The following is a 12,812-nucleotide window of genomic DNA, read 5'->3' as shown; positions in this document are numbered from 1 at the left end:
TTGTCAATTTACTTTGTTTAGAGCGTCAGTTTTTGTTTAGCATGTCAGGTCTAGGATGATTGATGACCGAACTGCTTTCTGCTTCCAAGATTCGAAAAACTGTCTATTTCAATCAATTCACCTGCAAAGTGATTTTAATTACGCATAACAAAACGCTCGGATGACCCTTGGCAGGAGATTTGGTAAAACTCAGTGTTTCAGTTGTGTAGTGCATTGTGACGCTGTTTTTGGATAAGCTATAATAGCTCAATACGTTTGAAGGGCGGATAAAATAATAACCTTTTTTATGTACTTTATTCTAGCTAAAATTTAACTGCTTTCCTTTATCTTTGCCGCTAATTTAATATTCCCTTTTTGTGATTAATGTAAATAATATCTCCGTTTCATTCGGTGGAACTACCCTTTTTAGCGATGTAACCTTTTCGATAAACGAGAACGATAAAATCGCTCTTATGGGTAAAAATGGTGCAGGCAAGTCTACCATATTAAAAATAATTGCTGATGTAGCTAAACCTACTTCTGGTAGCGTAACAGGCCCGAAAGAAGCAGTGATTGCCTATTTGCCACAACATTTGCTCACTCAAGATCATGTTACTGTTTTTGAGGAAACCATGAAAGCTTTTGCAGAAGTAAACCAGATGCAAAAAGAGCTTGATGAGCTGAATGAGCAGCTTACTATCCGTACCGATTACGAAAGCGACGATTATATGAAGCTTATTGAGCGCGTATCGGAACTAAGCGAGAAATTTTATTCTATTGAAGAAACCAATTATGATGCTGAAGTAGAGAAAGTATTAAAAGGTTTGGGTTTCGAGCGCAAAGACTTTACCCGCCAGACGTCTGAGTTTTCGGGCGGGTGGCGTATGCGTATTGAGTTGGCCAAGATTTTATTAAAGAAACCGGATCTCATCTTGCTGGATGAGCCTACCAACCACATGGATATCGAAAGTATTCAATGGTTGGAAGATTTCCTGATCAATTCGGCAAAGGCCGTAATGGTCATTTCTCACGATCGTACATTTGTAGATAATATTACTAATCGTACCATCGAGGTAACCATGGGCAGGATATACGATTATAAAGCCAAGTATACCCATTATCTTCAACTGCGTGCCGAGCGCCGTATACACCAATTAAAGGCTTACGAAGAACAACAACGTTTTATTGCCGATAACCAGGAATTTATCGATCGCTTTAGAGGAACATATTCTAAAACTTTACAGGTGCAATCGCGCGTAAAAATGCTCGAGAAACTCGAAGTAATCGAAATTGATGAAGTGGATACATCTGCATTAAGATTAAAGTTTCCGCCATCACCGCGTTCGGGGCAGTATCCGGTAATGGTAGAGGAGCTTACCAAAACTTATGGCGATCATGTTGTTTTTGAAAAAGCATCTATGGTGATCGAACGGGGAGAAAAAGTGGCTTTCGTTGGTAAAAATGGCGAAGGTAAATCGACCATGATTAAAGCCATTATGGATGAGATTGATTTTGAAGGCAGTTTAAAGGTTGGACATAATGCTAAAATTGGCTATTTTGCACAAAACCAGGCTGCATTGCTTGATGAAAACCTAACGGTATTCGAAACCATTGATCAAATTCCATTAAGCGACGGCTCAATAAAAATCAAAGACCTTTTAGGTGCCTTCATGTTCAGTGGTGATGATACTACAAAAAAGGTAAAGGTACTTTCTGGTGGCGAGAAAACCCGTTTGGCCATGATCAAATTGTTGTTAGAGCCTGTAAATGTATTGATCCTGGATGAGCCAACCAACCATTTGGATATGAAAACCAAAGACATTATTAAAGATGCATTAAAAGATTTTGATGGTACTTTGATTTTGGTATCGCATGACAGGGATTTCTTAGATGGACTGGTACAAAAAGTATTTGAATTTGGTAATAAGCGTGTGCGTGAACACTTTGAAGATATAAAAGGATTCCTAGCCTATAAAAAAATGAATAGTCTGAAGGAAATTGAGCAAAGTTAAATAGCGTTTCTAATATTGAAATTTGAAAGCAGTTCTGAAAAGAGCTGCTTTTTGTTTTCAGGCAGAGGGGCTACAGCACCGTAAAAAGTAAAACCCATTAAAGTAATAATAAACCTTATGGAAAACCGAATTGATGAGATGCTAAAGAAATATAATTTGAGTAAAGAAAATAGTATTTTACCTCTTTTGGATGATATTGTGGATGAGAATGAGGTTAGGGGATATTGTATGAGGGTTTTACAGGCTTATCCTGATCTGAAAAAAGAAGACTGGCTGATCGGAATAGAAGGAGGAGACTACATTTACAGTTTTGATGGCCATTTTATTTATCTTACTGATGATATCTGGAGTTTTAATTTAGTGGCATCACAGTCAGTACTGGAATTGTTGGCGGGAAAAGTGAGGGTACTGAAACAATCAGGGCTTTGGAAAGGGTAGTATAAGGCTAAGGGAAAAGAATCGTTTTAAAACCTTTCCCCTTTTTTGTCATTTTTAAGCAAATGGCACATTTGGGGCCAATAATTTTCCAATTCATACTCTCAGTTAAGATATCCGAGCACTTTGTTCAGAAATAAGGTTACTGTTTAACATTAATCGAAGCTTTTAGTGGAATTTCTAAATTTTTTATGGCACCAATTGGTGCAACTTTAATTGATCTGTTCCCCTTGGATAGGTAGAAATAATAAATACTATTTGTGCCAATCAAATAAATGTCTTCAGATTCGCCATTCGAATAATTCAACTTACGGTCGTACGTGAGTTCGTTATTGCTAATGTGTTCTGATAATTTTTTCCCTTCTCCAAGTCCGATTCCCAAAAAGAGGGATAGCAGTCCAATGGCAAAAACAATAATGAAAAGTTTCGAAAAATGGCTTTCTACTTCCGCTTCACTAAGTGTTTCGGGGTTTTTTAGTCCAGAAAGATTTTGAGCCCACTTTTTATTCCTACGCTTTGCCAGGTAACTTGGGTAAGCAAAGGAGAGGAGAATAAAAATTGTTGTAGCAATCAATACCACCCGATTAGATGTTAGTGTAGCCACCGGACTAATCAATACATCCATAATAGTGGTATACTTTAAAATGTTTATACCAATCTGATAGTAAAAAATGCTTTCTTTTAATATTCCCATCACCACCAGGAACAGGTAACCATATGGCAATAGTTTTTGTAAGTTTTCTGAGAGTTTCATTTTTTAATGAGATTATTTAATCTAGCGCTAAACTATGTTTTGGCTGCAAAATAGGAAAAATAACCGTTCTCATTGGTTGTTTTGTGTGATAAACAAAATTATTGGTCTTGATGATTTACTTTAAAAACCGCTAATCATTTATTGAACTGAGGATGGAACAAGGGCGGCAATTTCTTCTGCTATGGTTTCTACCCGCTTAACGTCTGTCTGGGCAGCAACAAAACGATCAATAGTTAAATTTGTTGCTATGCCCATAACCAATGTATGGCGATTGGTATTCCCTTTGAGTTTTAATGTACTATTGTCGAGAATTTCGGTGTATAAGCCCTCACTACTGGTGTCGATGTCGGCAAAGGCATTTCCCTTAAGAATGATCTGGAGAAATTTGGTGCTGAGTTTAACTTCTGTTTTCACTACTGCATTTTGATCAGCCTCAATGCGATAGATATCATTTACATAAACAACAAGTTTACACTTTTCATTATTGAGGTTGGTAATACGTAATACCTCGCCCTGTTGAAAAACTTTCACATTTCCAATGTTATCATCTGCATAAGATATTCCGATGGTGGGTTGCTGCACCAACGTCACTTCTACATTACCTTTTATTACAATCTTTCTAAAGTTTTGAATCTTGTAAAGGATCGTTGTGTTTTTTTCTGTAGCCCTTAAGTTGTTTGGAAGCATAGCCGTTAAGGTTATTACGGCAGATAGGATGGTGATTAGTGTTTTAATTGAGGTTTTCATTGTGTTTTTAATTAAATGTTAAATTTGTTATGCTCATGGTGGTGTGTTTATGCGAATTAGTTTGCACCAATATGATTCAGTTTCGTGGTTAACCAAGCTGGTGCCAAAAAGCAAATGCCCCTTTAATCGCTTTCTAAGGGTTGTTTTTGCTTATTCATGTTCATGGTGTGTTCGTTTCCGAACAGTTGATGTGCGTCAGCGAACAGTTTTATGTGTAGCGAAACGGAATGAAAGGAGGTTTTACTGAAAATCCTTTATAAGCCTATCTGGAATTACTATTTTAGTTGTTAAGCACAGTATATATAGGATTATATTTATTGTTTTTATGAAATTTAGGGTATATTAAGTGAGTTGTTTTGAATAAAAATCACGATGTCGATAAAAATTAATCGCCAAACACAGCAGAAATTTCAACAATTGCTGGTTATTATTCTTTCCTGGATGATGACCGGAGTTGTAATTGCTGTTTTTGAGGATCTTGTACTGCATACCCGAAATTCTTTAGGGCCGGTACCGGGCTATACATTAATTTCCTCAATTGTACTAAACGCAGTTATTGGTCTTTTTGGGGCACTGTTAGGGGGGAGCTTGCTCGTATTCTTTGTAAATGTAAAATACAACGATAAGCCTTATGGTTATACACTTTTAATTGTGGCCGGATCTTTTTTAGGTGTTATTTTAATCGTAAACGAAATACTGAGTCTTTATGAACTAGGTGATTCGAAAAGATTTTTGAAAAACGGATTGGTATGGGCAATTGTAGTTTCCATTACACAGTTGCTGCTACAGATAAACAGTAAGTTTGGACAAGGGATTTTCTGGGACATTATTAGGGGAAAGTATAATACCCCTAAAGAAGAATCACGGATTTTTATGTTTCTCGATTTAAACTCATCAACCGCAATTGCCGAAAGTCTTGGTGATAAAAAATACCATGAATTGCTAAAAGATATATTTATAGATATTACCAATCCTATTTTAGAAAACAGAGGAGAAATATACCAATACGTAGGTGACGAAGTGGTAATTGCGTGGCGCTACGATGAAGGGTTAAGGAACAATAAATGCATCAATTGTTTTTTCGATATTAAAGCACATCTAATTTTTTTGAAGGATAAATACAGCGAAAAATATGGTTTACTACCTGCTTTTAAAGCAGGTATTCATTGTGGGAAAATTATAGCAGGCGAAGTTGGGATTATAAAACGGGATATTATCTATTCTGGTGATGTACTGAATACTGCTTCAAGAATCCAGAATATGTGTAAGGAGTTTAATCAAGAGATACTGGTATCAATAGCACTGATTGAAGAGCTTCAGTTAACAGATCATTATACCACTCAAATGTTAGGCGCAATTAAACTCCGCGGAAAGGAAAAAGAAATGCAACTGGTAGCAGTAAAGCCTGTTTAATATACTTATATTTTAAATGAAATTCCTCCAAAGTATATTGTTTTTGGTGACTACTTTAAACAAAGGAAAGGATTTTTACTGATGAATATAACCTTAATATTCTGTCTTATTTCTTGTACTGTTAATATTTTTTTTGATTAAAAATACCGGGATTATTTTTTTTTAAAGGGTACTCTTGTGCTATTAAAACGATTTATGTGTACTGTAGGCGAATATTATCTTTTTATGATAATATTTTGTAGTAAGAAGACAGGATAGTACAGGATGGGAATTTTATTCCACCTTTATATATTTAAGAAATAATTTACTAACCAGATAACTTTTTAACCAACTATTTAATTAACGAACGTTAATACGATTTTATGCAATAAAAATCTACTCACTCCTTTAAGTCAGTTTACGCATTTTTTAAATTTCTAATTGATTTAGATCCATAGCTTTTTATTGCCCAGTATTTTAATGGCCGTTCATCCAATGAAATTGCTATGAGTAAAATTTTACAAAAATTTTTAATCGTTAATTTGACGATTATATTCATTCTCAGCGCTTGCCGGAAAAAAGAATTTGATGAGTTCTATGGCCGTCCTGAAACATTAGCCGATCCCATTTATCAGCAACTTCAGGCCAGAGGGAACTTTACCAGATTTTTAGATTGTATCGATAAATCGGGCTATAAAGAAACCCTAAGCAAGGCAGGTTCCTGGACGGTTTTTGCACCAACAGATGCGGCTTTTACCACCTACATGTCTGAAAATAACTTAACCGAGATAAATGCTACGCTGGCTTCGGCAATCGTGCGCTATTCAATGACCTATGATGGGGAGAAAGTAGAACGTTTAAGCGATAATTTAACGGCAAAAGGTTTTGTTAAAAATGTTGGTTTTAGGCGACGCACCGTTTATTATGATTTTGTTTATGATGGCGTAGACAATGATGGTAAAGCGATAAAGGTAATTGCGGGTAACCGTAACGGAACTTATTTGCCAACTGATTTTAATAATAAAAACCTGCCCTTTTTCCTTACACCCTTCATCACTTTTGCAGGCATCGGTGCTTTGGATTATAATTATTTTTACCCAAATACCGAGTTTACCGGAAAAAATGTTGGTCCTGGAAAAATTATCGAGCAGGATATTGTAGCCGAAAACGGCGTAATCCATATTGTAGATAAGGTACTTACCCCACCTCAAAGCATCGATCAATATATCAGCACTAAAACACAGTACGGCGCCTTCAAATCCCTATTAGACAAATATGTAAGCTATAATTTAAATACTGATATTACCCATCGTTACCAGGTATTAACAGGTAAAAGTGATAACGTTTATGCGAAAAACTATAGCGCATTGCTTGGTTTTTCGCCCAACAACGAGAATTACCTAAAAGATGATGCCAACGATGCACAGATTGGGATGTACACCATTTTTGCACCAACTGATAATGCCGTTGAGGCTTATGCAAAGGTGCTGCTAAAATATTATGCAAAAGACAGGTTACAGCCCGGAAACTATAAGGCGCAGCTGAACGAACTGTTTTCTTTAAGGTCAGATATCATCAGGGATTTTATCAACTCCCATTTATATAGAACTACGGTATGGCCAAGCAAGTTTAATACGGTTAACAGCTTTTTGGGCGAAGCCACTAAACTTACGCCTGCCAATGTGGTGGATAAACAATTTTTAAGTAATGGATTGTTTTATGGTGTAAATGCTGCTCAAAATGCCAATGTATTTTCAACTGTTTATGGTAAGGTAAATTTAGATCCTACCTATTACATTATGAAACAGGCGCTTGATGTATTGGGCTATACCATTCCAATTAAAACGGCATCATTAAAATACATTGTTATTCCCATTCCCGATGCCACACTGGTAAGTTTAGGGTTTTCATACGACCCCTTTTATCCTTCAGCGCCTGTTAGGGGCGACCTTAATATTTTAAGGAGATTGTTGCAAACGCATATTATCCCACTGGGCGATCGTGCTGTGCCAAATTTTGCCACATCATCTGGTATCTTAGAAACTTCGGGTGGCGAATACATTAAGTACAATAACGGTTTTTTCTCTTCAGCAGGTACCGAAGATTTATCGGCAGTTGCCGATAAAAGCATTAAGATCGATTCTGTTACCACCGCTGTTAATGGTGCTGATGCCTATGCAGCCAAAGTACTCATGTATACGGTACTTCCGGTAAGCAAGCATATCGAGAAATATGGCACGCTAACCACCGATCCTTATTATTCTTTCTTTCAATATCTTAAAAATAATGTAACCCTTTATACAGCTGCTACGGGCGCTATTCAGGGGGTTACTGATGGAACTCCTTATACCGTGTTTATCCCTACAAATGCGGCAGTACAAGCTGCGGTAACTGCCGGACTATTACCAAAATTGGCCAATGGAACGCCTAATTATGTACCAACAGATCCTGTAGAGATTAGTAAGGTGTCGAAATTTATCCAATACCACATTATTAAGAATACAGTAGTTAGCGATGGGCAGAAGACAGGTTCTTTTGAGAGTTTACTTAAAAACGATTCGGGAGATGCAGTAAAGGTTACTGTATTTACCAATACCACAAACACACTCACGCTAAGAGATGTAACCAATACTTCTGTAAATGTTTTGCTGGGTACAACCGATAGAAGCAACGTGTTATCTAACAGAACGGTGATCCACCAAATCAATTCTTATTTAAAATATCAATTCTAAACCGAGATGACTAAAAGATATAATTATAGTTTTTTTATTTTACTATGCTGTTTGTTGGTATCGTCGTTAACCTACGCACAACAAATTAACTATGTAAAAGGTAAGGTTATTGATAAAAAAGATAAACAGCCTATTATTGGTGCATCTGTTGTAATTGTTGATAAAGATAAGAGGGTAATTAAAGGTGTTTCGACAGATATTGATGGAAATTACACTTTACCGGTAGCAGATAAGACCTATAGAATATCGGTCTCCTATATCGGTTACAGGTCTTCAGCCCCAATTAATATCGATAAGGCTATTATTAATTTTCAACTGGAACCTTCAGAAAACCAGATGGATGAGGTTCAGATTGTTTCGAGGGCAAAAACGAACAACGGAAGTGGAATGACGATTGATAAACGCGATCAGACCTCGGCAACGGTTACCATTGATGCTAAAGAACTCGAAGATCTCCAGTCGGCATCAATCGATCAGGCTCTGCAAGGCCGTATGGCAGGGGTTGATATTACCGCTAGTACTGGTGATCCTGGTGCGCCAATGCAGATCCGTATTCGCGGTACATCTTCTATCAATGGTGCTACCGATCCATTAATTGTATTGGATGGTATGCCTTACGATATTACCATTCCTTCTGATTTTAATTTTGCCACCTCTGATGAGAACAATTATGGTCAGTTATTAAATATTGCCCCTTCTGATATTAAAGAAATTAGTGTGCTTAAAGATGCTGCGGCGACAGCTGTTTGGGGATCGAGGGCAGCCAACGGGGTATTAATTATTACCACAAAAAGAGGTTCAATTGGTCCGCCGGCTATATCTTACAACTTCAAAGGTTCGTATTCTAAACAGCCAAGTCCCATCCCGATGTTGGATGGTAACCAGTATTCATCGCTCGTTTTAGAAGAATATTATAATGCAGGCCGCCAGTTTTCTACTTCAGAATTTGCAAAGCAATTCCAATATGATCCGAATGATCCTTATAATTATTATAACTACAGCAACAATACCGATTGGTTATCGGCCATTACCAGGGTAGGTTATCTGCAAGATCATAACCTGTCTATTTCCGGTGGTGGCGAAAAAGCCAGGTATCGTGCTTCGGTGAATTATTTTAACCAAACAGGTACTACCATTGGCACCGATTTAAACCGTGTTTCGGCAAGGGTTAACTTAGATTATATGGTGTCGAACAGAATCAGGTTCAGTTCTGATATTTCTTATACGCATATCGATCAGAATGGGCTTTTTACGCAGAATGTAAGGGATGTAGCCTATACTAAAATGCCTAACCAGAGTATTTATGAATACGATGAGTATGGAAATTTAACTTCAAACTTTTTCAGCCCCGCTGCAACAGCACAAGGTTCATTCTTCTATAATTTCGATAATAAAAGAGTAACCGGAACTTTTAACCCTTTGGCGATGGCATCGGCAGGTAGTAACCATCAATTGGGCGAGCGTATTACACCAAAATTTAGTTTACAATACGAAATTTTGCCAAGTGTGTTACGCCTGAACGGAAGTTTTATGGTAAATATTAATAATACTAAGGTAAAAACCTTCCTTCCTCAAATTGCAACGGGCCGTCCTTATACCGAATCGGTGGTTAATACGGCCTCAGATGCTGATGGCGATTCTTTTACCATGAACACCAGTATGACATTGGCCTATACACCGAAATTGAACGATAAACATGATATCATAGGTTTTTTACGCTTTGATAGTGAAGATAGCCGTCGCACAGGTCAATATCTGTTTTCAACAAATACGGCATCATCGTATTTATCCGACCCATCTGTTGATAGCCGGACCAATTATACAGGTTCTGCAACCTCGTCTTTAGGTCAAACCAGGTCGGTTGGTTTATTGGCTAACGTTCAATATAAATTTTTAGACCGTTATATTATTAATGGTAGTATCAGGGGTGATGGTAACTCCAGGTTCGGTGCTGCTAACCGTTATGGCATTTTTCCTTCGGTTTCTGGCCGTTGGCGCATATCTGGCGAACCTTTTATGAAAAAGGCAAATAAATATGTAGACGATTTTAGTTTAAGAGCCAGTTACGGTAAAAGTGGTAACGTTCCGCGTAATGATTATTCTTACTTCAATATTTATCAGAATTACGGTTTCAGCTACCTGGATAATGCTGGCGTGTACTCTACCAATATGGAATTAACCGATTTAAGATGGGAAACCGTTACCCAATCCAATCTTGGTATTACCTTAAACCTATTTAAAAACTTAAATATCGACTTCGATTTATACCGTAAACGTACTACCGATCTGTTTTATCCAGGTTTACAGGTAGCGAGTTATAATGGCTATGGCGGCGTTGATATGAATGTGGGTACTATGGATAACCAGGGTTGGGAAGTAAACCTGAATGCTACTGTTATCAAAAAGAAAAAAATAAGATTAGATCTCTCTTTCAATCTTGCACATAACGAAAATGTAATTCGTGAGGTTTCGCCTTTATACCCAAGAGAAAACAAGGCTAAGGTAACCAGCAACAACGTTTACAAAGTATTTGTACAGGAAAATAATCCTTTCGGCTCGTTTTACGGTTTCAAGTTTAAAGGTGTATATCCTGATAAAAACTCAACAGTTGCATTGGATGAGAATGGAAATCAGATCGTTGGGCCGAACGGCGATAAAATTTATATGCGTTTTGCTTATCCATCTATCGATTATGTTTTTCAACCAGGCGATGCCATGTATGAAGACATTAACCATGATGGGAACATCGATTATAAAGATATTGTATACCTGGGTAATGGTAATCCAAAATTAACCGGGGGATTTGGATCTAACCTCACCATCAACGGAAACCTTCGTTTAGGCTTTAACTTCACTTTCCGTACTGGTTATGATATTATTAATGGTACTAAAATTAACACCACCAATATGTACGGTTTTAATAACCAAAGTACAGCGGTATTGCGCCGATGGAAAAAAGAAGGAGATGTTACCGATATGCCCAGAGCCATGTACGGTGCGGGGTATAACTTTTTAGGTTCTGACCGCTACATTGAAGATGGTTCGTTTTTAAGATTGAGCTCTGTGGTGTTAAGGTACGATTTTGCCAAAACCTTTATGAAACGGTTAGGGATGAAATCGCTTACTACCAACCTTACCGTTCAGAATATTTTAACATTTACCAAATATACTGGTCAGGACCCTGAGGTGCCCATTAAGTTAAATGGGTCTAACACGGTGATAGATAATTCTACCACGCCGCCAATTAAGACAATCACTTTCGGTTTAACTGCTAATTTTTAATTCAAAACTGATGAAAAATATTTTATATAGCACTTGTTTATTGATGATGTTGGTGATGAGCAGCGCTTGCAACAAATGGCTCGATCTTCAACCTAGAGATGGGATTACCAGGCAGGAATTCTGGAAAACGAAAGAAGATGTTTTAGCCGCAGTTTCTGGTTGTTATACTTCTTTACTGGCTCCTCCTCCGGGTATTTCCGATAAATCTTTATTGGAATACATGTTTATGTATGGTGAGCTTAGGGCAGATATGATAGCAGCTGGCCCTAGTATTACAACAGAAGAAACAGATATTATCAATGTAAATATTACCCAGGATAATACAACGGCAAAATGGGCAGCATTTTACCGTACCATTAACTATTGTAATACAGTACTCGATTTTGCACCTGGCGTTAAAGCTACCGATCCTACTTTTACCGATGCGGCATTGAATGGTTACGTGGCAGAGGCACTTACATTAAGAAGCCTTATGTATTTTTACCTGTTGCGTACTTTTAGAGATGTTCCGTTAAAATTAACTGCCACCGTAAAAGATACCGATTTACAGGATCTGCCAAAAACTAAACAGGCCGATATTTTAAAACAGATTGTAGCCGACTTAAAAAAAGCAGAACAGGGAGCGGTTACCACTTATGGTAGCACCAGGTTTGATAAGGCTAGGGTAACTAAATTTACCGTAAATGCTTTGTTAGCTGATGTGTACCTGTGGATGGAAGATTATCCGAACTGTATTGCCGAGTGTAATAAAATAATCAGTTCGCAAAGGTTTGCCCTGGTTGGTGCAGGTTCTGGCTGGTACAATAATGTGTTTTTTAAAGGTTCATCCATAGAAACCATATTTGAATTTGACCAATCGATAGAAAACCCGTTTTATAATTTATTGGTAAATACCAGACGGCGTTTTATCGGCTCTCCGTTTTTAAGCACCGAAATCTTTATTCCTGATGATGTTGATCCGGATAATAATTATGATATCAGACCGGGCTCTTATTATAATTCGGCTTTTACCATTCAAAAATACGGCACAGAAAACCCTTCTTATGTAAAATGGCAGGCATACCGTTATTCCGATATCATGATGATGAAAGCCGAAGCTTTGGCCTTAACCGGTGGCGGTGCAGAAGCCTTGGCCTTGGTTGATGAATTGCGGTTAAGACGTAACGCTGTAAACGCTACAAAGGCAACGGTAGATCCTTCAGAAACTGAAGCTTTGTGCGATTATATTTTAGCGGAACGTGCCAGAGAATTTGCTTTTGAGGGCAAAAGATGGTTCGATCTTTTACGGCATGCCAAACGTAATAACTATAGCCGCATTGATATTTTGTTAGATCTTGCTGCCAAAACAGTATCACCTACACTTCAACAATCAGCCATTACAAAATTTAGAGATCCCAATAGCCATTACTTGCCGATTTATCAAAGTGAGTTGTTTACAGATCCTAATCTGGTACAAAATCCATTTTATACTAAATAGCA

The 12,812-nt window shown here is 37.5% G+C and carries 8 protein-coding genes; 6 read left to right on the top strand and 2 right to left on the bottom strand.

Features of this window, described 5'->3' with window-relative positions; all coding sequences use genetic code 11:
- The first annotated feature begins 356 nt into the window (after window positions 1–356).
- Together abc-f and HDC90_RS14015 are read left to right on the top strand one after the other, a co-directional pair.
- Complete coding sequence (gene abc-f, locus HDC90_RS14020; protein WP_184467356.1) at window positions 357–1,991, top strand: ribosomal protection-like ABC-F family protein; 1,635 nt, start codon at window positions 357–359, stop codon at window positions 1,989–1,991.
- Between the two features lie 117 nt (window positions 1,992–2,108).
- A complete protein-coding gene (locus HDC90_RS14015) occupies window positions 2,109–2,429 on the top strand; it encodes a hypothetical protein (protein WP_184467354.1) in 321 nt (106 codons plus the stop codon).
- A 139-nt stretch (window positions 2,430–2,568) separates the two neighbouring features.
- Here HDC90_RS14015 and HDC90_RS14010 read toward each other — a convergent pair whose 3' ends face one another.
- Together HDC90_RS14010 and HDC90_RS14005 are read right to left on the bottom strand one after the other, a co-directional pair.
- Window positions 2,569–3,180: a hypothetical protein gene (locus tag HDC90_RS14010; RefSeq protein WP_184467352.1), complete on the bottom strand. Its 612-nt coding sequence runs from the start codon at window positions 3,178–3,180 to the stop codon at window positions 2,569–2,571.
- Between the two features lie 138 nt (window positions 3,181–3,318).
- Window positions 3,319–3,927 (bottom strand): GIN domain-containing protein, encoded by a 609-nt coding sequence (locus HDC90_RS14005; RefSeq protein WP_184467350.1) that lies wholly within the window; start codon window positions 3,925–3,927, stop codon window positions 3,319–3,321.
- A gap of 372 nt (window positions 3,928–4,299) precedes the next feature.
- Here HDC90_RS14005 and HDC90_RS14000 point away from each other — a divergent pair, with 372 nt between their 5' ends.
- From HDC90_RS14000 to HDC90_RS13985, 4 genes are all read left to right on the top strand, one after another.
- Window positions 4,300–5,340 carry an adenylate/guanylate cyclase domain-containing protein gene (locus HDC90_RS14000; RefSeq protein WP_221451854.1) on the top strand — a complete coding sequence of 347 codons (1,041 nt, stop codon included), beginning with the start codon at window positions 4,300–4,302 and terminating at the stop codon, window positions 5,338–5,340.
- Between the two features lie 521 nt (window positions 5,341–5,861).
- Window positions 5,862–8,051 (top strand): fasciclin domain-containing protein, encoded by a 2,190-nt coding sequence (locus tag HDC90_RS13995; protein ID WP_184467348.1) that lies wholly within the window; start codon window positions 5,862–5,864, stop codon window positions 8,049–8,051.
- Window positions 8,052–8,057: 6 nt separating this feature from the next.
- Window positions 8,058–11,333, top strand: a complete 3,276-nt coding sequence (locus tag HDC90_RS13990) for a SusC/RagA family TonB-linked outer membrane protein (RefSeq protein WP_184467346.1) — start codon at window positions 8,058–8,060, stop codon at window positions 11,331–11,333.
- A 10-nt stretch (window positions 11,334–11,343) separates the two neighbouring features.
- Window positions 11,344–12,810, top strand: coding sequence for a RagB/SusD family nutrient uptake outer membrane protein (locus tag HDC90_RS13985; protein ID WP_184467344.1), 1,467 nt, complete (start codon window positions 11,344–11,346; stop codon window positions 12,808–12,810).
- Window positions 12,811–12,812: the final 2 nt, after the last annotated feature.

Origin of the sequence: Pedobacter sp. AK013 (genome assembly GCF_014205835.1) — a bacterium.
GTDB lineage: Bacteria > Bacteroidota > Bacteroidia > Sphingobacteriales > Sphingobacteriaceae > Pedobacter.
The sequence above is the reverse complement of the archived record's forward strand: the minus strand, read 5'-3'. Positions and strand labels throughout refer to the sequence as shown.

Bases quoted from the DNA above. Each gene is read 5' to 3' on its own strand.
- HDC90_RS14015 (WP_184467354.1), top strand. From the start codon at position 2,109: ATGGAAAACCGAATTGATGAGATGCTAAAGAAATATAATTTGAGTAAA.
- HDC90_RS14010 (WP_184467352.1), bottom strand. From the start codon at position 3,180: ATGAAACTCTCAGAAAACTTACAAAAACTATTGCCATATGGTTACCTG.
- HDC90_RS14005 (WP_184467350.1), bottom strand. From the start codon at position 3,927: ATGAAAACCTCAATTAAAACACTAATCACCATCCTATCTGCCGTAATA.
- HDC90_RS14000 (WP_221451854.1), top strand. From the start codon at position 4,300: ATGTCGATAAAAATTAATCGCCAAACACAGCAGAAATTTCAACAATTG.
- HDC90_RS13990 (WP_184467346.1), top strand. From the start codon at position 8,058: ATGACTAAAAGATATAATTATAGTTTTTTTATTTTACTATGCTGTTTG.
- HDC90_RS13985 (WP_184467344.1), top strand. From the start codon at position 11,344: ATGAAAAATATTTTATATAGCACTTGTTTATTGATGATGTTGGTGATG.